Origin of the sequence: Actinokineospora enzanensis DSM 44649 (assembly GCF_000374445.1) — a bacterium.
Classification (GTDB): Bacteria; Actinomycetota; Actinomycetes; order Mycobacteriales; family Pseudonocardiaceae; genus Actinokineospora; species Actinokineospora enzanensis.
In genome coordinates this window covers 90,609-110,580 of record NZ_KB894423.1, presented here as the reverse complement: position 1 = coordinate 110,580, position 19,972 = coordinate 90,609, and the positions used below count along the sequence as shown (strand labels likewise).

General features: G+C 73.5%; 16 protein-coding genes. 12 read left to right on the top strand and 4 right to left on the bottom strand.

Translation table 11 applies throughout. The annotated features are described in order from the left end of the window. Positions 1 to 226: 226 nt before the first annotated feature. From C503_RS40465 to C503_RS40455, 5 genes are all read left to right on the top strand, one after another. Positions 227 to 742: an ATP-binding protein gene (locus tag C503_RS40465; RefSeq protein WP_245572566.1), complete on the top strand. Its 516-nt coding sequence runs from the start codon at positions 227 to 229 to the stop codon at positions 740 to 742. A 49-nt stretch (positions 743 to 791) separates the two neighbouring features. Next, the gene (locus C503_RS0122980; RefSeq protein ID WP_084477268.1) at positions 792 to 2,132 is read left to right on the top strand and encodes a PP2C family protein-serine/threonine phosphatase; all 1,341 of its coding nucleotides are present in this window, start codon (positions 792 to 794) and stop codon (positions 2,130 to 2,132) included. Between the two features lie 7 nt (positions 2,133 to 2,139). Then, a complete protein-coding gene (locus C503_RS0122975; RefSeq protein ID WP_018684579.1) occupies positions 2,140 to 3,180 on the top strand; it encodes a cobalamin B12-binding domain-containing protein in 1,041 nt (346 codons plus the stop codon). Beyond that, positions 3,177 to 3,488: an STAS domain-containing protein gene (locus tag C503_RS40460; RefSeq protein WP_018684578.1), complete on the top strand. Its 312-nt coding sequence runs from the start codon at positions 3,177 to 3,179 to the stop codon at positions 3,486 to 3,488. The genes C503_RS0122975 and C503_RS40460 overlap by 4 nt, the downstream gene beginning before the upstream one ends. 252 nt (positions 3,489 to 3,740) lie before the next feature. Then, on the top strand, positions 3,741 to 4,193 hold the full coding sequence (locus C503_RS40455) for a MarR family transcriptional regulator (protein ID WP_018684577.1): 453 nt from the start codon (positions 3,741 to 3,743) through the stop codon (positions 4,191 to 4,193). 80 nt (positions 4,194 to 4,273) lie between these two features. Here C503_RS40455 and C503_RS0122960 read toward each other — a convergent pair whose 3' ends face one another. Further along, positions 4,274 to 5,293 (bottom strand): PHP domain-containing protein, encoded by a 1,020-nt coding sequence (locus C503_RS0122960; protein ID WP_026316599.1) that lies wholly within the window; start codon positions 5,291 to 5,293, stop codon positions 4,274 to 4,276. A 96-nt stretch (positions 5,294 to 5,389) separates the two neighbouring features. Between C503_RS0122960 and C503_RS0122955 the strand changes: the two genes are divergently transcribed. Beyond that, on the top strand, positions 5,390 to 7,408 hold the full coding sequence (locus tag C503_RS0122955; RefSeq protein ID WP_018684575.1) for an acyl-CoA dehydrogenase family protein: 2,019 nt from the start codon (positions 5,390 to 5,392) through the stop codon (positions 7,406 to 7,408). Between the two features lie 133 nt (positions 7,409 to 7,541). Further along, on the top strand, positions 7,542 to 7,946 hold the full coding sequence (locus C503_RS0122950) for a DUF3040 domain-containing protein (protein ID WP_018684574.1): 405 nt from the start codon (positions 7,542 to 7,544) through the stop codon (positions 7,944 to 7,946). Positions 7,947 to 8,194: 248 nt separating this feature from the next. On the opposite strand, the gene C503_RS0122945 is transcribed toward C503_RS0122950, so the two are convergent. The 3 genes from C503_RS0122945 to C503_RS40450 all read right to left on the bottom strand — a co-directional run bounded on the left by C503_RS0122945 (position 8,195) and on the right by C503_RS40450 (position 13,065). Further along, positions 8,195 to 10,591 (bottom strand): transglutaminase TgpA family protein, encoded by a 2,397-nt coding sequence (locus tag C503_RS0122945; RefSeq protein WP_245572565.1) that lies wholly within the window; start codon positions 10,589 to 10,591, stop codon positions 8,195 to 8,197. After that, a complete protein-coding gene (locus C503_RS0122940; protein ID WP_018684572.1) occupies positions 10,588 to 11,853 on the bottom strand; it encodes a DUF58 domain-containing protein in 1,266 nt (421 codons plus the stop codon). Before C503_RS0122940 ends, C503_RS0122945 begins: the two co-directional genes overlap by 4 nt. 246 nt (positions 11,854 to 12,099) lie before the next feature. Then, on the bottom strand, positions 12,100 to 13,065 hold the full coding sequence (locus tag C503_RS40450) for an AAA family ATPase (RefSeq protein WP_051114920.1): 966 nt from the start codon (positions 13,063 to 13,065) through the stop codon (positions 12,100 to 12,102). A 979-nt stretch (positions 13,066 to 14,044) separates the two neighbouring features. Between C503_RS40450 and mraZ the strand changes: the two genes are divergently transcribed. From mraZ to C503_RS0122910, 5 genes are all read left to right on the top strand, one after another. Then, positions 14,045 to 14,476, top strand: a complete 432-nt coding sequence (gene mraZ, locus C503_RS0122930; RefSeq protein WP_018684570.1) for a division/cell wall cluster transcriptional repressor MraZ — start codon at positions 14,045 to 14,047, stop codon at positions 14,474 to 14,476. Positions 14,477 to 14,688: 212 nt separating this feature from the next. Then, positions 14,689 to 15,645, top strand: coding sequence for a 16S rRNA (cytosine(1402)-N(4))-methyltransferase RsmH (gene rsmH, locus C503_RS0122925; RefSeq protein WP_018684569.1), 957 nt, complete (start codon positions 14,689 to 14,691; stop codon positions 15,643 to 15,645). Continuing rightward, positions 15,642 to 16,997: a cell division protein FtsL gene (ftsL, locus tag C503_RS44835; RefSeq protein WP_018684568.1), complete on the top strand. Its 1,356-nt coding sequence runs from the start codon at positions 15,642 to 15,644 to the stop codon at positions 16,995 to 16,997. Before rsmH ends, ftsL begins: the two co-directional genes overlap by 4 nt. Positions 16,998 to 17,570: 573 nt before the next feature. Further along, positions 17,571 to 17,918, top strand: coding sequence for a hypothetical protein (locus tag C503_RS0122915; RefSeq protein ID WP_156893405.1), 348 nt, complete (start codon positions 17,571 to 17,573; stop codon positions 17,916 to 17,918). A 92-nt stretch (positions 17,919 to 18,010) separates the two neighbouring features. Next, the gene (locus C503_RS0122910) at positions 18,011 to 19,873 is read left to right on the top strand and encodes a peptidoglycan D,D-transpeptidase FtsI family protein (RefSeq protein ID WP_018684566.1); all 1,863 of its coding nucleotides are present in this window, start codon (positions 18,011 to 18,013) and stop codon (positions 19,871 to 19,873) included. Positions 19,874 to 19,972: the final 99 nt, after the last annotated feature.

Here is a 19,972-nt window from a genome sequence, read left to right as displayed (position 1 = left end):
CGGCGTGGACGGGCAGACGCGCGGGGGTGCGCGGGAGACCGGTCCGACGCGTGGGGAACCTCGGGAGCGGGACCGGCGCGGGCAGGAACGACCCGGTCAGGACCGGGATCCGGGACGGGGCCGTCCGGCGCGGCAGCCGCGTCGAATCCCCCGGGGACAAGTCCTCCCGGGACAACGGCGGCAGGACGTGCCGTCGGACAGCGGCGCGCGGAGCGCGCGAGGGGTGGTGGCAGGTGACGTGAGCGAGGCGGCGAGTACCGGCCGGGTGCGCAGGCTGGGCACCCGACTGCCCCCGATCGGCCGGTCGGCGGGGGAGGCCCGTGACTTCGTCGGGGCCGCGCTGCGCTCCTGGGGCGTGGCCGAGCCGTCGACCAGCGACATCGTGTTGGCCACCTCCGAGCTGGTGACCAACGCGATCGAGCACTCCACCGCGGCCGCGAGCGAGATCGTGGTGGAGCTGGCCCAGTCGGCCGGGCGGGTGGTGCTGCGGGTGTGGGACGACACGGACCAGGTGCCGGTGCGCAAGCCGCCGAGCCTGCTGTCCGAGCGCAGCCGCGGCCTGACGATCGTGGCCGCGCTGAGCACGGCCTGGGGGTACGAGTCGGCGCGCGGCGGCAAGTGGGTCTGGGCCGAGTTCGGCGCGCCCACCAGCGGTGTGTCCGGTGGCGTGCCCGCGGCGACGGAGAGGGACGGGGAGTCCGCGGCGCGCCGCGCGACCGCTTCGTTGCCGCTTGACAACTAGTGTGTGGGTAGGGTGGGTTCCTCTCCTGTCCCCGGATGAGGAAGCGGACATGTCGGGTAACGGACGTACGGGCGTGCAGGCGCAACCGCCCCCGCTCGGTGCGGAGACCGAGGGCACGCCCACCGAGCAGCAGCTGCTGGCCAGGGCGCGGCAGCGGGCCGACCTGGCCGGGGAGGTCACCACGCAGCTGGCCGGGTCGCTGAACCTGCGGCGCACGGTCCTGCGGCTGTTCGCGCTGGTCAAGCCCGAGCTGGCGGACTGGGCCATGCTGGTCATGGCCGACCGGCGCACCGACCGGCTGGCCCTGCACGGCGGGCACGAGCCGACGTTCGTCACGCACATCGACGGCATCCCGGCCGAGGAGCTGGGCGTCGGGCGGGTGCTGCGCTCCGGCCGCAGCGAGCTGCTGCACGTGGCGTTGGCAGAGGATTTCGCGGACGGCCTGGACAGCATGATCCCGCACGACGGGCTGCGCGCCGAGGCCACCGCGCTGCGCCCGGCTGACGTGCTGGGCCTGGCGCTGACCGCGCGCGGGGTCACCGTGGGCGTGCTGGTGCTGGTCCGCGGCGCGGGGCGGGGGTTCCCCGAGGAGGACGTGGCGCTCGCCGAGCAGGTCGCCGGGCGGGCCGCGATGGCGCTGGACTCGGCGCGGTTGTACGAGGACCGGTCGCGGGTGGCGTCGGTGCTGCAGGCGAGCCTGCGCCCGCCCGCGCTGCCGCGGACTCCCGGACTGCGGCTGTCGGCCCGGTTCCGGGCCGCCGCCGAGCACCTGGACATCGGGGGCGACTTCTACGACGTGCACGGCGGCGACGGCGACTGGCTGCTGGTGCTCGGCGACGTCTGCGGCAAGGGCGTGGAGGCCGCGGTGCTCACCGGGCGGGCCCGGCAGAGCATCCGCACGGCGTTCCACTTCGACCGGCGCCCGGCGCGGGTGCTGGCCGCGGTGAACTCGGTGCTCTATGAGGAGGACTCGGACAGGTTCGTCACGGTCGTGTGCGCGCGGGTCCGGCCGGACCCGGACGGGCGTTCGGCCGAGGTGACGCTGGCGGTGGCCGGACACCCGGCGCCGCTGGTGCTGCACGCGGACGGGACGCTGACCCAGGTGGAGGTCGCCGGGATGGTGGCGGGCGTCCTGCCGGACGTCGGCTACCGCGAGACCACCACCCGGCTGGGGCCGGGCGACGCACTGGTGATGTTCACCGACGGCATCTACGAGGCGCGCGGGCCGGAGGGCTTCTACGGCATGGACCGGTTGCGGGGCCTGCTGCCCGCGTACGCGGGGGCCGGACCGGAGGCGGTGTGCGAGGCCGTCGAACAGGACGTGGTCGAGTACCTGCGCGGCCGGGCCCATGACGACATGGCCCTGTTCGCGGTGGCCTGCGGGAGGTAGTTCGCACGTGCGGGACAAGATGCTCGACGCGGTCGGGCGGTTCGACGGCGCGCTCGCCTCGGTCGAGGTGGAGACCGCGGTGTCCGTGGTGGAAGGGCTGTTGGCGGCCGGGGTCGACCCGGTCGACGTGCTGGTCGACGTGATCGCCTCCGCCCAGCGGACGGTCGGCGAACGGTGGCAGCGCGGGGAATGGACGGTCGCGGAGGAGCACGCGGCCACCGCGGTGTCCGTCTCGGCGACCGAGGCCGTGGCGCGGTGGGTCCGCCGGACGCCCGCCACCCGGGGGCGGGTCGTGGTGGCCTGCGCGGAACGAGAATGGCACGCGCTACCTGCGATGATCGTCGGCACCGCGTTGCGCGCGGCGGGCTGGGACATCACGTTGCTGGGCGCCTCGACCCCGCCGACCAAGCTGGGGCAGTACCTGCACGACCTGGGGCCGGACGCGGTCGCGGTGAGCTGCTCGGTCCTCGGGGCGCTGGGGACCACGCGGCGGTTCATCGAGGCGAGCACCGCTGCCGGGATCCCGGTGGTGGTGGGCGGATCGGCGTTCGGGCGCGACGCGGCACGGGCCGAGGCGTTGGGGGCGACCGCGTGGGCGCCCGGGGCCCGGGAGGCGGTGGACATCGTGGCGGCGCTGCCGACCGTCGTCCCGGCCGTACCGCCGATGGCGGGCCGGGCGGCGGGGGAGCAGGCCGCGCTGGAGCTGGCCCACCACCGGATCGTGACCGGCCTGCGGGAGCGGTGGTCGCTGGCGGCCCAGATCGTGACGACCGAGGCGTTGCCGCTGGACAGTGTCGACGCCATCGCGGTGGACGTGGTCAACCAGGCGGTGCACGCGGTGTGGGCGGCGTTGATCACCGATGACCCGCGGGCGCTGACCGAGACCGCGGGCTGGGTCGGGTCGCTGCTGGACGCCCGGGACGTGAACCCGGAGCTCGTCCTGGAGCTCGGCCGGTTGCTGGCCGCCGATCTCCGGGACTTCCCGATCGCCCGGGACCTGGTGGCGCGGCACTGGGGTGACGGCGTGCTCGCGGCCGGGGCTCGATGACCGAGCTCACGCACACCGTCGGCACCGAGGCGGAGCGGATCGTCGTCGCGATCAAGGGCGAGCTGGACACCCACACGGCGGTCGAGTTCAAGCGGGCGCTGCTCGGGCTGATCCAGGAGGGCGGCGAGGTCGTCGTCGACCTGGGCGGGCTGACGTTCATCGACTCCAGCGGGCTGAGCGTGTTCATCGCCGCGCACAAGAGGGCGCTGTCGCTGGGGGCCAAGGTGGCGCTGGACTTCGTCCCCGCGTTCCTGGTCCGCATCCTCGCCATCACCGGCCTGGACGAGGTCATCCCCATCCTTCGCTGACCAGCCCTTTCGCCCCTGCCCCTGTCCGTCCCATCTCGCGCGCGCGTGGACGAGCCCCCGGCCCATCCCGGGGGGCGGGCCCCATGGGGAGGACGCTAGGCGATCTTGGCGGCTGTCGATATCCCCCGGTCGTGAGCTGTGCATGGATCGCGGGGGTTGTGGACAACTCGCACACCGGGGCGGGCGGCGGTGGCCCATGTCCGGGTGGCGTGGGGCGCGCTCGGGCGGGGGCCGATGTGCGAGAGTTGGGACATGGTGGTAGGAGCCGGTGCGGATGACGTTGCCGAGGTCGAGACCGCGGCGCGGGCCCTGGGGCTGGTCCTGACCAGGGCGAACGCCGACGTGTACCCCAAGGTGCCGCCGATGCAGCTGCGCGCCCTGCACTTCGTGGAGACGCTGGCGCCCATCAACCTGACCCGGCTCACCGAGGAGCTGGGCACCATCCCGTCCTCCGCGAGCAGGCTGTGCGACCGGCTCCAGGCCGCCGGACTCCTCGACCGCCGACCCGCCACGACCGACCGGCGCGAGGTCGAGATCGTGCTCACCGGCGAGGGCCGCGCGCTGCTGGAACGGCTGCGGATCGCGCGGCGGGCGGACATGGCCGAGGTGCTGGAGCGGATGTCGCCGGAGGGGCGGGCGGCGCTGCTGCACGGGCTGCGGGAGTTCGGGATCGCCGTGGAACGCAAGACCGAGGTCAGCGCCTGACATCCCACCGCGATCGCCGCTGGTGTGAGTGGCTCGATGGGGTGCGGTCGCGGGGCCGGGTCGCACCGGGCTGACACGGACTAGTACGGACCGCGGCGGGCGGCGATGGCGGACAGGAGGTCGTCGGCCGTGCAGGTGTTGATGACGCGGTCCGGGGCGATGCCGCAGTCCTCCGCGCGTTCGCAGCCGTAGGGGAGCCAGTCGAGCTGGCCGGGGGCGTGCGCGTCGCTGTCGATGGCGAAGGCGCAGCCGAGGTCGGCGGCCAGGCGCAGGAGACGGCGGGGCGGGTCGAGGCGTTCCGGGCGGGAGTTGATCTCGACGGCGACGCCGTACTGGGCGCAGGCGGAGAACACCGCGTTGGGGTCGAACTGGGACTCCGGGCGGGACTTGCGGGTGACCAGCCTGCCGGTGCAGTGGCCGAGGATGTCGACGTGCGGGTTGGCGATGGCGGTGAGCATGCGCTCGGTCATCTCGGCCCTGGGCATGGCCAGCTTGGAGTGCACGCTGGCGACCACCACGTCCAGCTCGGCCAGCAGGGCCTCGTCCTGGTCCAGGGCGCCGTCGAGCAGGATGTCGACCTCGATGCCGGTGAGGATGAGGAACGGGGCCAGCTCGACGTTCAGCTCCGCCACCACCTCCAGCTGGCGGCGCAGGCGGTCGGCGCTCAGGCCGTTGGCCACCCGCAGGCGGGGGGAGTGGTCGGTGAGGACCATCCACTCGTGGCCCAGGGCGATCGCGGCGCGGGCCATCTCCTCGATGGGGCTGCCGCCGTCGGACCAGTCCGAATGGGTGTGGCAGTCGCCCTTCAGCGCGGCGCGCAGGGCCTCGCCGCCCGCCACCGGTTTGCCCGCGTCGGCCATCAGGTTCTTCAGGTAGTTCGGCTCGCCGCCCGCGGCCGCCTCGGTGACGACCGTGGAGATGGCCTGGCCGATGCCGGACAGCCGGGTCAGCGTGCCCGCCCGGACGTGCTCGGCCAGCTCGTCCGGGGGCAGCTCCTCGATCACCGCCGCGGCCCGGCGGAACGCGCGGACCTTGCCCGATGGCGCGCCGGACCGCTCCAGGAACAGCGCGATCTGCTTGAGCGCGGCCACAGGATCCATGCCGCACAGGAAACCGTACCGGGCCGACGGCCGCACGGTCGGCGGCCCGGTGCCGCCGCGGATAGCGTCGGGGACGCACGATCGAGGAGGGACACCATGGCAGACCAGGACCTGACCGGGGCGTTGACCGAGCTGCTCGACGGCCGCTGGGGCGATATCCGGCGCGATGCCCGCGAGCGGATGGCCGCGTTCCCGTCGCCGTCGACCCACGACCTGACCACCGAACAACACCGCGCCCAGGTCCTCGACGAGCTCCGCGCCCTGGCCAAGGCGGGCTACCCTCGGCACGGTTTCCCCACCCGCTACGGCGGCGAGGGGGACACCGGGGCGACGCTGACCTCGTTCGAGATGCTCGGCTTCGGCGACCTGTCCCTGATGGTCAAGGCGGGCGTCCAATGGGGACTGTTCGGCGGCGCGGTCGAGGCGCTGGGCACCGAGCGGCACCACGAGCGGTACCTGCGCGACATCATCTCGCTGGACCTGCCCGGCTGCTTCGCCATGACCGAGACCGGGCACGGCTCCGACGTGCAGCACCTGCGCACCACCGCCACCCACGACCCGGACACCGGCGAGTTCGTGATCAACACCCCGCACGAGGCCGCGCGCAAGGACTACATCGGCAACGCGGCCAGGGATGGACGGGCCGCCGTGGTGTTCGCCCAGTTGATCGTCGACGGGCGCGAGCGCGGGGTGCACGCGCTGTTCGCGCGGATCCGTGACGACGACGGCGAGCCGGTCCCGGGCGTGCGGATCGAGGACTGCGGACGGAAGGCCGGGCTCAACGGCGTCGACAACGGGCGCCTGTGGTTCGACCACCTGCGCGTCCCGCGCGAGGCACTTCTCAACCGCTACGGCGACGTCACCGAGGACGGCACCTACACCAGTTCGATCGAGAGCGACTCGCGCCGGTTCTTCACCATGCTGGGCACGCTCATCCGCGGCCGGATCAGCGTCGCGGGCGCGGCGGGCAGCGCGACCAAGAGCGCGCTCGCCATCGCCATCCGGTACGGGTTGGTTCGCAGGCAGTTCACACGGCCGGACTCGGACGACGAGGTCGTGCTGCTCGACTACCTCGCCCATCAGCGCAAGCTGCTGCCCGCCCTGGCAACCACCTACGCGTTGCACTTCGCCCAGGAGGAACTCGTCACCAGGCTGCACGAGCTTGCCGGTGCCGAGCACGACGACCGGCGGCAGCGCGAGCTGGAGTCCCGGGCGGCCGGGCTGAAGGCCACCGCGACCTGGCACGCCACCCGGACGATCCAGACCTGCCGGGAGGCCTGCGGCGGCGCGGGCTACCTCGCCGAGAACCGGCTCCCGCAGCTCAAGGCCGACACCGACGTGTTCACCACGTTCGAGGGCGACAACACCGTGCTGCACCAGCTCGTCGCCAAGGGCCTGCTGACCGGCTACCGGCAGGACCTGCACGAGCTGGGCAGCGTCGGCATGGCCCGGTTCATCGCCGAGCAGTTCATGGGCACCGTCATCGAGCGCACCGCCGCCCGGTCGCTGATCGAACGCCTGGTGCGCGCCGTCACCCCGGACGACGAGAAGACCGACCTGCTCGACCGCGGATGGCACCTGCGGTTGTTCGAGGACCGGGAGAAGCACGTGCTGGACACCCTCGCCCGCAGGCTGCGCCGGGCGGGTGAACCCGGCGCGGACGCCTTCGAGGTGTTCAACTCCGCCCAGGACCACGTGCTGCGGGCCGCGCGTGTGCACGTGGAGCGGATAGTGCTGGAGGCGTTCGTCGCCGCGATCGACCGTTGCCCCGACCCGGCCGCCGCCGACCTGCTGGACCGGGTGTGCGACCTGCACGTGCTGGCCGCGGTCGAGTCCGATCTCGACTGGTTCCTCGGCCACGGTCGGCTGAGCACCGCGCGGGCCAAGGCCGTCACCGGGGCGGTCAACCGGTTGTGCGCCGGGCTGCGCCCCTATGCCGGGGTGCTGGTGGACGCCTTCGCGATTCCGGAACCCCTGGTCGGGGCCCCTATCGCGACGGGAGCCGAGCGTGACCGATCGGACGCGCAACGCCGCCACGAGGGGGGCGCGCTACCCCGGACGGAGGACACCGGGCCCGGCGACGGTGGCGGACCCGCGACAGTGGCCGCGACGTGATGCGGGATCGGGTAGTCGGCAGGGGAAACGCCCCGTATCCTGGAAGCGACACCCCCACCGAGGAGTGCCCGCCGGGTCCGGCGGAAACCGTGATCGCCGGCGCCCCGCGACCGCTGTTCCGGAGGAGGAACGTATGCCACTCTCCGAGCAGGAGCAGCGACTGCTCGACCAGATCGAGCGCGCGCTCTACGCCGAGGACCCCAAGTTCGCCTCCACCGTCCGCGGGGCACGCCTACGCAAGCCGTCTCGACGGCGTCGACTGCAGGGCATCATCCTGTTCGTCGTTGGCGTGGCGTTCCTCGTGTTCGGTGTGATGCTGCCGTTCAAGCCCGCCGGTATCCCCGTGGTGAGCCTGTTCGGCTTCCTGGTGATGTTCGGCGGCGCGCTGCTGACCCTGACGGCCTTGCGCCAGGGCGGCTCCGAGCCGGAGTCGGGTCAGTCGGCGGGCGGACAGGGCGGCGCCACCGCCCACCGCCGTAGCTCGTTCTCGCAACGCATGGAGGAGCGCTTCAAGAAGCGCTTCGACGAGGAACGCTAGATAGTCCCCCTCGGGCACTATTTGGTCGAGCGCCGAACCCGCTGGGTCTCGGCGCTCGACCATTTCCAGCCCATGTCGGCCGGTGCGGGCGTTCTGCCCGGCTCGGGCCTGGCTGGGCCGATGCGGTCGAGCGCTTCCCACCGAGCCGGGCGAGGTGGGAAGGCGGCCTCCGGTCCAAGTGGGAATGACATGTGAACGAGAGAGAGGGCCTGCCCCGAACGCCGGGGCAGGCCCTCTCTCTCGTGCGGTCAGTCCTCGTTGTCGCGGCGGCGTTTGCGGGCCCGCATGACCGAGCGGGGCAGGAGGCGGCCGCGCCAGTCCAGTGGGGACGAGCGGCGCATGCCCTGCACCACCTCGTCGAACGCGCGCGCCAGCTCGGGGTCGTGTTCGTCGCGGCCGCCGTACCAGGAGCGTTCCACCGAGTCCACGACCGTGCGCAGTGCCTGTCTGCTGCCCTCGTCCAGGCTGTGTTCCTTCGCCAGCCGTCGGGCCGCGATGCGGACCGTGTCCGAGTCCGCCGTCTCGGCGCCCCGGTCGAAGGACTCGGCCATCAGCTCCGCCCAGGCCGCCGAGGCGGCCGTCGGGTCGTGCGCGGCCAGGGCGTGCCTGCGCTGCCTGCGTCGCCAGTCGCGGATGATGGCCGGGACGGCGGCCAGGAGCATGATCACGAGCAGGGCGCTGAGCCACCAGGACACCAGGGACAGCAGGAACACCGCCGCCAGCAGGCCCACCCCGATCGCCGCCGGGCGGGCCGGGCGGACGCGCAGGGCGAGGGTGAGCAGGAACAGCGCGACGGCCAGGCCGCCCAGGCCGATGGTCACCCACACCTGCCACGTCCACGCCGCCGCAGGCACGTTCTGCTGGTCGCCGCCGCCCGCCTGCTGCTTGTCGTCCGGCTTGTCCTGCGGCTTCGCCGAGGGCGTGGTGGCGGGCGCGGTCGGGATCTTCTCCGAGGTCACCGGCGGGGCCGAACCGCTGCTCGGGGTGCTGCTCACGTACGGCGGGTCGTAGGTGCGGCCGTCGGACAGCGGTGTCGGGTCGAAGGTGACCCAGCCGCTGTCCGGGAAGAACACCTCGACCCAGGCGTGCGCGTCCTGGGTGGTGATCGACCGGTAGTCGTTGGACAGGAAGCCCGCCGTGTAGCCGATCGCCACCCGGGACGGGATGCCCGCCGCGCGGGTCAGGATCGCCATCGCCGAGGCGTACTGCTCGCAGTAGCCGGTCTTGGCGCCGAACAGGAACTCCTTGAGCGCGTTCTCGTCCGAGGTGAGCGCCGTCTTGGTCTCGTAGCGGAAGCCGTTGGTGGTGGCGAAGTAGTTCTTCAGCGCCAGTACCTGGTCGAACATGGTCGGCGCGTTCTCGGTCAGCCGCTTGGCCAGGGCCACCACCTGCGGGTCGATGCCGTCCGCGTCCAGGTAGACCGGGTCGATCTCGCTGAAGTCCCGGCTGGCCCCGCGCAGCGTCGCCGCGTCCGGCTCGGACAGGTCGGCGTTCTCGGTGTACTTGTTGAGCCGCCTCTCCTTGGGCGAGAACACCATGCCGCCGGACTGGTCGTAGAACATGCCGTCGGGCAGGCCGCGCATCTCCCGCGGCGTGCCGTAGACCGGCGCCCAGAGGTCCTTGTAGTTGATCGGCTCGATCTCCACCCGGGACAGCGGGCCTGCGCCGTCGTCCCCGGCTGCCGGGGGCAGCGCGCCGCGCGCCGGGATGTTGGTGGCCAGGCCGTCCGAGGCCACCCAGCCGCCGTCCTTCTCGAACCGGGGCAGCGTCATCGCGCGCAGGTAGCGGGGCTGGTTGCCGAGGCCGCGCACGCGCAGCAGCTCCACGTTGTCGCCCTGGTCGAGCATGCCGCGCAGCTTGGTGAACGGCTTGAGCGCCAGCCCGCCGCCGTCGCCGGTGCCCTTGCCGCCGCCGGGCAGGCTGCCGACCGTGCCGATACCGGTGATCAACCCGCCCGCCGCCAGGCCCAGCACCAGCGCGGCCGACACCATCGCCAGCGGCGAGCCGAACCCGGTGCCCCGGGTGGGCATCGTCGGCCGGTTGCGCCACAGCCGGTGCCGGTGCGTGCCGTCCACCGCCAGCAGCGCCGCGAACGACCCGGCGCCCAGCACGAACGACCACCACGGCAGCAGCTCGTCGGCCAGCGACGCGGGCACCGCGTACACGCACAGCAGCACCAGACCGCAGGCCGCGGGCGTGCCCGCCGCCACCGCCAGGGTGTCCACCAGCACCGCGACCAGGCCGATCGCGATCACCACCAGGCACAGGATCGGTCTGCTCTCGGGTACCGGCGGCACGCCCGTGCGCACCGTCTCCACCGAGGCCGACAGCACCGAGCCCAGGTCATCGAACGCCTTCGGGCCGGGCAGGATCCCCAGGATCCCGTTGTCCGTGAACAGCGCGACCAGCAGGAACAACAGGGTCAGCAGCTGCGCCAGCACCACCAGCAGGGTCGGCGTGCGCATGGCCCGCAGGCCAAGGCCTACCGCGGTCACCAGCACCACCGCGATCCCCGCGTGCCCCAGCCAGCGGGCGCCGTCGATCACCCCGGACAGCGCGGTCGACGCGCACAGCGTCGTGGCCGCGGCCACGACCGGCGTGACCGTGGTCGACCACTGCGCCTGGGGCGTCATCCGCTCGCTCACGCGCCCGTCCCCGCGATCATGGAGTCGCCCCGGCGGGTGCCGGTGCGGCAGATGCTCGACCACACGTGCGACATCGGCACGTCCGGCCGGGCGATGGTCACGCCCCAGCCCGCCGCGCCCAGCAGCGCCGCGGTGGCCTGCGGGTCCACGTCCGGGCCGTCGCCCGCGCCCCAGCGCGGGGTGTCCAGCAGCACCGCCAGGCTGCGCACGCCCCGGGTGCGGTAGCGGATCAGCTTGCTGATCGAGTCCGGGGACGCCGCGCCCAGGATCGCCACCAGCTCCTGCCCGTGGCCCGGGTCGACCGGGCACGAGATGTCCGGCTGGTGCACCGGCTGCAGCGCGGCCAGCGCGTCCAGCACCGCGGTGTCGCTGTGCCCGCCGTCGCCCGCGTCACTGACCAGCACGCTGCCGCTCTCGGTGACCAGCCGCACCGGGTGGCCGTGCCGGTGCAGGTGGACGCACACGCTGGCGGCGAACGACACCGCCCACTCCAGACTGGAGGCCGCGCCCACGCCGCGGTGTCCGGCGATCCGGTGGTCCAGCAGCACCGTGGTGCCGCCCCGCCACGGGCTCTCCTCGACCCGCACCATCATCTCGTCGCGCTTGGCGGTCGAGCGCCAGTGCACCTTGCGCAGGTCGTCGCCCTGCCGGTACGGGCGCACCACCGCGTCGTCCTCGCCCTGGCCCGCGTTCAGCCGCACCGAGCCGTCCTCGCCGGAGCCCAGCCCGGACCCGCCCGGCACGCCGTTGAGCGGCACCACCCTGGGCACCACCACCAGCCGCGACGTGCCCGCCAGCTCGCGCTCGAACTCGGCCAGCCCGAACGGGTCGGTCACCGTCGCCTTCAACGGACCCAGCTGCTGGATGCCGCGCAGCATCGGCTGCAGCGAGTACCGGAGCTGCGTGCCGGTGTGCCGGGGCAGGTGCTCGATCAGGAACCGCGGCTTGCCGCCCAGCGCGTACGGCACCCCGTCCGCCACCAGCAGCCCCACCGTGGGCAGCCTGCCCGTGCTGTACACCGACAGCGCCACCTCGGCCCGCCCGCCCACCGGCACCCGGCCGGGCGCGATGTGCCGCTGGGCGTGCAGCCCCACCCGGGTCATCGCGGTCAGCACGCACACCAACAGCGGCAGGGCCACCACGAACACCGACACGCGCAGCAGGTCGCGTTCGTTCAGCATGATCGAGCACAGCGCGGCGGCCAGCCCGGCCGCGAGCAGACACCGGCCCCGGGTCGTCAGCCCGGACAGCGCCCCGCGCATCAGAGGTCTCCCGGCATTCGGCGCACTCCTTGGCTCTGCGGGACGGGCGTTCAGTCTGCGAGACGGGTGTTCAGTAGGTCGGGGCGGAACGGTCACCGGGGCGGGGATCAGGCGGCGTTCCGCGGGTTCGTGCCGTGGTGGCCGGGCACCGCGTCCGGTGACGACCCTGCCGCGATGGTGGCCGGAATGGTGCCAGGTCGGGGACGGTGCCGGGTGGGGACGAGGGGGTGGGTGGTGGGAAGAAATTCAACGCCGCACTGACCATTGGGCGCCCATTTCCGGGGCTGCCTGGGGGACCGGTACGCGCTGGATCAGGCCGCGCACCAGCTCGGCGGGCGAGCGGCGGGAGGCCTGCGCCTCCGGGGTCAGCACCAGCCGGTGCGCCAACACCGGGATCGCCACCACATGTAGATCGTCGGGCACCACGAAGTCGCGGCCGGACAGCGCCGCCTGCGCCCGCGCCGCGCGCACCAGGTGCAGCGTCGAGCGGGGCGAGGCGCCGATCCGGATCTCGGACAGCCGCCGGGTCGCGGACACCAGCTCCACCGCGTACCGGCGCACCTCCTGGGCGATCTGCACCGCGCGCACCGTCTCGATCATCGCCCGCACCTGGTCGGCGTCCGAGACCGGGCGCAGCGTGGCGAACACGTCGTGCCCGGCGTGCTCGTCCACCATGGCCAGCTCGGCCTGCGGGTCCGGGTAGCCGATGGACACCCGCGCGGTGAACCGGTCCCGCTGGGCCTCGGGCAGCGCGTAGGTGCCCTCCATCTCGATCGGGTTCTGGGTGGCGATCACCATGAACGGCGAGTGCAGGTCGTAGGTGTTCGCGTCCACCGTGACCTGGTGCTCCTCCATGCACTCCAGCAGCGCCGACTGGGTCTTCGGGGAGGCCCGGTTGATCTCGTCGCCGACCACGATGTTGGCGAACACCGGGCCGGGCCGGAACTCGAACTCGTTGGTCTGCCGGTTGAAGATCGACACCCCGGTGACGTCGCTGGGCAGCAGGTCCGGGGTGAACTGGATGCGGCTCACCGAGCAGTCGATGGACCTGGCCAGCGCCTTGGCCAGCGAGGTCTTGCCCACCCCCGGCACGTCCTCGACCAGCAGGTGACCCTCGGCCAGCAGGGCGACCAGGGCGGTGCGCACCACCTCGGGCTTGCCGACCAGCACCCGCTCCACGTTCGCGGCGATCCGCTGGGTGATGGCGTGCAGGTCGTCGAGCCTGCCGCCTGCGGACCGGGGATGTGGCTGCGGGGCCTGGTGCTGCTGCTGTTGTTGTTGCTGCGCCTCGTGCGGGTGGTTCTGAGGCGCGTACTGCCCGTGCTGCCCCGCGTACGGGTCGCCGTTCTGGCCGTACGGGTTGCCGGGCAGAGCGGCTGGCGGGGTACTCGACGTCACGCGACCTCCTGGTATCTCGGCGGCTGTCCGGTCCGCCTGGCGCCGCCCGGTCGGGGCCGCGGCCAGGTCCGACGGGTCGGACCCGCGACACCGGTCCGGCCGTGGCCTGCCCGACCGCCCGAGGCCGCGACAGCCTGCCATGAAGTGTGTCAAACGAGGGCGAGGTGCCCAACGTCATCCACCGAAAGCTTCCCGCGCCCGACCCGGGACCGGGCAGGCGCCCGGCGAGTGGCGCAGGTCACGGCCGATCTTGCCAGGATAAGCGGCCGACCCGGGCCGCGGTCGGTGGACGGGCGAAAGCCGCGCGCCCGGGTCGGCGGCCGCCGACCCGCGTGGCCCGAACCGCGCCGCGCGCTGGGCCGTCCGGCCCCGGGCCCGCGCCCGAATCGCGGTCACGCGGTGTGACGAATCCGCGACGGCCCGAGCGCTACCCGAACGGGTGAGCGCCCGGCGGGTTCCGGCCGTCCCCACCGCGCCCCACCGGACCGCACCCGAGCGCCCCACCGTCCCCCACCCATGGCCGTGACATGCGGTTCACGGGCCGCCGGAGGCCGATTCCGAGTCGGATTCACGCCTTTTCCGAACCGTCCCGGGTAACCCGGCCCGGTTACCTCCCGCACCGTCCCCCACTTCGGTGACCCGCGCTCTAGCTGGGAAAACGCGGGAATGAACGGTCGGAATCCCGTGCGTTTCGCGTTGACTGTGGTGAAAAGTGGGGTACTGTGGCGCCAAGTGGGGCGCACGGGGGCCTCGCGGCCGATGCCTCCGGTATCGGCGGGGAGGTGAGTGTCGGATGTTCCTCGGCACGCACACCCCCAAGCTCGACGACAAAGGGCGGCTCACACTGCCCGCCAAGTTCCGGGAAGCGCTCGCGGGTGGGTTGATGGTCACGAAGGGTCAGGATCACTGCCTCTACGTGTTCCCGCGCGCGGAGTTCGAGGAGATGGCACGCAAGGTCGCCGCGGCACCCCTGACGAACGAGGCGGTCCGCGCCTACCAGCGGTACCTGTTCGCCGGCACCGACGAGCAGCGACCCGACGGGCAGGGGCGGGTCGTGATCGCGCCGGAACTGCGCAAGTACGCGGGCCTGTCCAAGGACTGCGTGGTCATCGGCGCGATCACCAGGTTGGAGATCTGGGACGCCACGGCGTGGCAGACCTACCTGGACGAGCACGAGGACAGCTACTCCCAGGCCCGGGAGGAGGTCCTGCCCGGCGTGTTCTGAGCGTGGGGAACAGCGGTGGCGGGGTGCCGTGAGGCCTCGGTCCGCTCGCTTTCGGCCCTGGCACACCTTCCCCGGTGCCAGGTCCGACGAGCGGGCGGGGACCTGGCGGCACCCGGCCCGTCCGGGCGAGTGTTTCGGAAGAGGGGTACGGCGATGACAGCGCGGCGGTGTGGCATGCCGGTCGCCGCGCGCCCCCGTCCGGAGGTTCACGCGTGACGGATCGACCCCAGCACGAGCCGGTGCTGCTGCGCCGCGTGCTCGACCTCTTCGACCCCGCCATCGCCGACCGCGACGCCGTCCTGGTGGACGCGACTCTCGGCTTGGGCGGCCACACCGACGCGCTGCTCTCGGCGTACCCGCGGCTCACCGTGGTCGGCCTCGACCGCGACCCGAACGCGCTGGCCCTCTCCCGCGACCGCCTGTCCCGACACGGCGACCGGGCCCACCTGGTGCACACCGTCTACGACGGACTCCCGGACGCGCTGTCCGACCTGGGACTGTCGCGTGTGGACGGGGTGCTGTTCGACCTCGGCGTGTCCTCGATGCAGCTGGACGTGGCCGACCGCGGCTTCGCCTACGCCAGGGACGCGCCGCTGGACATGCGCATGGACCAGACCACCGGCCTGACCGCCGCGGACGTCCTCAACACCTACACCGCGGGCGACCTGACCCGCGTGCTGCGCGACTACGGCGAGGAGCGCTTCGCCTCCCGCATCGCCCGCGCCGTGATCACCGAACGCGACCGCGAGCCGTTCACCACCAGCGCCCGCCTGGTGGAGCTGCTGTACGCGGCGGTTCCGGCGGCAGGCAGGCGCACCGGCGGCCACCCGGCCAAACGCACGTTCCAGGCCCTGCGCATCGAGGTCAACGCCGAGCTCGACGTCCTGCGCCGCGCCATCCCCGCCGCCCTCACCGCGCTGCGCGTGGGCGGCCGCATCGTGGTCGAGGCCTACCAGTCGCTGGAGGACCGCATCGTCAAGCGGGCCCTGGCCGAGCTGGCCACCTCCACCACCCCACCCGGGCTGCCGGTGGAGCTGCCCGGCCACGGCCCCCAGGTCCGGCTGCTCACCCGCGGCGCCGAGGTGGCCGACGACCAGGAGATCGAGCACAACCCCCGCGCGCAGTCGGTCCGACTCCGCGCCGCGGAACGGATCCGGGAGGCCTCATGACCGCGCACGGCACCCGCGCCGGACAGGACGCCCGCGACCTGCCCGCCCAGTCCCGGCGCGCCTCGACCGAACAGCCCGAGTCGGCGGCCGCGGACGCGGTGGAGTCGGATGTGGCGGTGGAGTCGGGTGTGGACGCCGGGGTGGCGGTCGAGGCCGAGGAGGCAGGCGAGGCCGCCGGTCTGGCCGGTTCCGCAGGCTCTGCCGAGACCGATTCCGCCTGCTCTACCGACCGTGCAGGCTCCGCTGGTCGTGCCAGGTCTGCCGGGTCCACTGAGCCTGCCTGCTCCGCCGGTCGTTCCGGGTCTGGTGGTTCCGGCGAGTCCGGTGATCTCGCGGAGTCCGAGGCGACGGAGGGTGCGTCGCGTCGTTCGACCCGGGCTCGTCGCGCGGGTGAGTCCCAGCCGACCGGCCGTACCCGGGCCTCGGCTCGGGACCGTGGCCGCGTCGTGCTCACCGTGGGCCGCTCCCGTCGCGCGGGCGCGGATCAGGGCCGCGTGCGTGGCGCCCTGAGCCGTCTCGGCCTCGGCGCGGACAAGGCCCCGGCGGAGAGCGGGCGGCCCAGTCGAGGTGACCGGGCCGAGCAGGCCACCACCCGAGGCGCGACCACCCGGCGTTCGACGGACAACCAGGCAACCACCACCAACCGAGCAGCCACCTCCGGCAACCGGGCGGCCACCGCGACGCGACGGGCGGTCGAGACCCCGACCGACCTCCGCGAGCCGGAGACCCGCCGGGTCGCCGGACGCGTGCGCGCGGCGGTGGTCGAGCGCGCGCGGTCGGCACAGCGGGAGACCGCTCGGTCGCATACGGCCAAGTCGGCATCGCCCGAGGAGACCACGTCCGGGCGGGCGACGTTCGTCGTCCTGATCATCGTGCTGCTGGTGGTCGGCGTCGCGGCCACGCTGTGGCTGACCACCCAGGCGACCGCCGACTCGTACGCGCTGGAGAAGGCCAAGCAGGAGACCACGGCGCTGACCGAGCAGGTCGCCCGCCTCCAGCAGGAGGTTGCCAAGGGCGAGGCGGCCCCGGAACTGGCCCGCCGCGCCCAGGCCCTCGGCATGGTCCCGGCGGGCGACGCGTCCTGGCTGGTGGTCGGCCCGGACGGGAAGGTGACCGTGGTCGGCACGCCGAAGCCCGCCACCGCGCCCCCGCCCGTCCCGGACCCCGCCGCCCCACCCGCGCAGGACCCCGCTGTCCCACCTGTCCAGAACCCGGCAGCCGCGACGACCCCGCCCGCCGCGGGCGACACCGGTGCCACCCCGGAGGGCCCGGCCAACCCGGACCCGAACGCGCAGGCAGGCCAGCCGCCCGTCACCACGACCACTCCACCCCCACCGGGCGGAGCAGGCTGATGCCCGCCCCCACCGCCGCGCCCGCCCCTCCCGGAGCGGACGCCGCCGGTGCCCCCTCACGGTCGGTGGCGACCCCGCTACCCGATCCGAGGGTCGACGGCTCCCTGGACGAGTCGGTGCGCAGGACAGGTCGACCGGTGCGCCCCATCGTCGGCGTTCACCTCGGTACACCGCCGGGCGGACGGGTGGTGGCCGTGCGCAGGTGATGGGCGTGGTCGTCCGGGCGGGCAGGCCCGGGGGATCGGTGGGAGTCGTGGCGGTCGGGTGGCCGGCGAGGGGGTGCGTCGGGAGCGGGCTGTGGAAGGTGGCGGGGAGTGCGCGGCGGTACAGGGAACAACGGGTCGGGCGGCGATGAGGCCGGGCGCGGTGGCGCGGGGCGGCGGGGAGTCGGTGATCCGCGTGGGGGTGCGTACGGGCGTGGGGACGGCGTGTCCCGCGGCGAGGGGCGGCCGGGTGCGGCCGGTGGGCGTGGCGGCGCCGGGGCGTCGCGAGGTATGAGTGGGCGTGCGGGGTCCGGGCGGCCATGGGATGACCGCGGGGACGCCGGGGCCGGTGGACAGGGGCGGTCGAAGGGTGCCGGGGGACAGGGGCGCTCGGGTGGTGCGGGCGCCGGTGGGCGTGGGCGGGCCGCCGGGGCGGCTGATGGGCGTGGCCGCGCGGGCGACCCCGATGACGGTGGACGTGGACGTGCGGGTGCGCCCGGTGCTGATGGGCGTGGTCGTGCGGGTGCATCCGGTGCTGGTGGGCACAAGCGATCGAACAGCGTCGGTGGTGACGGGCGTGGGCGGGCCGGTGGTGCCGGTGGGCACGGTCGGTCGGGGGCTGGGGGGCCCGGGGCGCACGGGCGGTCGGATGGTGGGGCGCATGGTCGGGCCGGTGGACATGGGCGGTCCGGGGGTGTGGGTGGTCGGGGTCTGGTGAGTGGGCGTGGGCCGCTGGCGCGGGGGGGTGCGTCGAGGAAGGCCCGGGGGAAGAAGGCCGACCGGGGGGAGGCTCGGCCCGGGGCGCGGGCCATGGGGCCGGGGCGGATGCGGCGGGTCGGGCAGCGGGCCGCCGGGACCGACCACCGGGTGCGGGTCGTGGTGGTGCGGTTCCTGCTGGTGGCCTCGCTGGTGGCGGCCGGGCTGAAGCTGGTGCAGGTGCAGGGGTTCGAGGCGAGCGCGCTGGCGGCCAAGGCGGAGCGGCAGCGGCGGGAGGAGATCGCCATCCCGGCGACCCGAGGGTCCATTGTGGATCGCAACGGGGTGGAGCTGGCGTTCAACGTGGACACCGTGGCCATCGCCTACCGGCCGAACGGGCAGCGGGCGGTGATCGACAAGTTCAATCAGAAGAACCCGACCAAGAAGATGTCCTTCGACGTGGAGACCGCGTCGATCGCCCGGGACATGGCGCGGGTCCTGGGCAGCGCGGTGAACGAGCAGGACCTGCTGACGAAGCTGCGGTCCGACAGCACGTACGTCTACCTGGCGCAGGACGTCGAGCCTGCGAAGGCGCGCGAACTGAGCCAGAAGCACGGGGAGCTCAACATGGAGAACCGGGCCCGGCGGGAGTACCCGGGCGGGTCGCTGGCGTCCAACGTGGTCGGGTTCGCCAACTGGCGGATGGACGGGCCCGCGCAGAAGCAGGGCGTGCACGGGCTCTTCGGCCTGGAGATGCTGCGGGACAACGCCCTCGCGGGGCAGCCTGGCAGCCAGTACGTGTGGACCGAGAGCGGCACCGACGTGGTGATCCCGGGCAGCAGCCAGGACTACCGGCCCGCCGTGGACGGTGCGGACATCGAGCTGACCATCGACGCCGACCTGCAGTACTTCCTGCAGCAGAAGGCGGCCGAGTACGCCAGGCGCAGCCAGGCCAAGAGCGTCAGCGCCGTGGTGCTGGACGCCAAGACCGGCGAGGTCTACGCGCTGGCCAACGACAAGTCGTTCGACCCCAACGCGACCACCGGGCTGGGACCGGGTGCGGACAACGACGCCGCGGTGACCACGCCCTACGAGCCGGGGTCGGTCAACAAGGTGGTGACCGCCATGGCGAGCATCGAGTACGGGGTGACCACGCCCGAGGCGGTGCACGTGGTGGACGGGTCGATCCGGGTGGCCGACCGGCAGGTGGACGACGCCTGGCCGCACGGCAAGGTCGACATGACCACCACCGGCATCTTCGCCAAGTCCTCCAACGTGGGCACGCTCATGCTGGCCCAGCAGGTCGGGCCGGACCGGTACGCAGCCCTGCTGGACAAGCTGGGCCTCGGCAAGCGCACCGGGGTCGGCCTGCCGGGGGAGAGCGCGGGCCGGGTGCCGCCGCGCAGCCAGTGGTCGGGCAGCACGTTCGGCAACCTGCCCATCGGCCAGGGGCTGTCCATGACGGTGCTGCAGATGGCCGGGATGTACCAGACCATCGCCAACGACGGCGTGCGGGTGCCGCCGCGGATCATCAAGGCGAAGATCGCCCCGGACGGCACGCGCACCGAGGAGCCGCGCCCGGAGGGCGTGCGCGTGGTGAGCCCGGAGACCGCCCGCACCACGCGCGACATGTTGCGCGCCGTGGTGCAGAAGGCGCCGAACCAGAACAGCGGCACCGGGCCCGCCGCGGCTGTCACCGGCTACCAGGTCTCCGGCAAGACCGGCACGGCGCAGCAGTACGACCAGGCCGCCGGGCACTACAGCAACACGCTGTACTGGATCACGTTCGCGGGCATCCTGCCCGCGGACTCGCCGCGGTTCGTGGTGGGCATGGTCTACGACACGCCCGCCTACTCCACTCCGGACGGTCACTCGTCCGCGCCGTTCTTCCACGACGTGGCCTCGTTCCTGGCCCAGCGCTACAACATCCCGCTGTCCAAGGAGCCCAGCCCGATCGTGCGGCTGGTCGGCCCGTGAGCCCGGCGGGGCCGCGCGGTTCCGGACCGGACCGGGCGCCGCGCGGTCCCCGCTCGGTCCGTTGAGGACGATCGGGTTCGCGAACCGGGCACCGGGATT

Excerpts from the sequence above, each read along its gene's own strand:
- C503_RS0122980 (WP_084477268.1), top strand. The coding sequence starts at position 792 with ATGTCGGGTAACGGACGTACGGGCGTGCAGGCGCAACCGCCCCCGCTC.
- C503_RS40460 (WP_018684578.1), top strand. The coding sequence starts at position 3,177 with ATGACCGAGCTCACGCACACCGTCGGCACCGAGGCGGAGCGGATCGTC.
- C503_RS40455 (WP_018684577.1), top strand. The coding sequence starts at position 3,741 with ATGGTGGTAGGAGCCGGTGCGGATGACGTTGCCGAGGTCGAGACCGCG.
- C503_RS0122960 (WP_026316599.1), bottom strand. The coding sequence starts at position 5,293 with ATGGATCCTGTGGCCGCGCTCAAGCAGATCGCGCTGTTCCTGGAGCGG.
- C503_RS0122955 (WP_018684575.1), top strand. The coding sequence starts at position 5,390 with ATGGCAGACCAGGACCTGACCGGGGCGTTGACCGAGCTGCTCGACGGC.
- C503_RS0122950 (WP_018684574.1), top strand. The coding sequence starts at position 7,542 with ATGCCACTCTCCGAGCAGGAGCAGCGACTGCTCGACCAGATCGAGCGC.
- C503_RS0122940 (WP_018684572.1), bottom strand. The coding sequence starts at position 11,853 with ATGCGCGGGGCGCTGTCCGGGCTGACGACCCGGGGCCGGTGTCTGCTC.
- mraZ (WP_018684570.1), top strand. The coding sequence starts at position 14,045 with ATGTTCCTCGGCACGCACACCCCCAAGCTCGACGACAAAGGGCGGCTC.
- ftsL (WP_018684568.1), top strand. The coding sequence starts at position 15,642 with ATGACCGCGCACGGCACCCGCGCCGGACAGGACGCCCGCGACCTGCCC.
- C503_RS0122910 (WP_018684566.1), top strand. The coding sequence starts at position 18,011 with ATGGGGCCGGGGCGGATGCGGCGGGTCGGGCAGCGGGCCGCCGGGACC.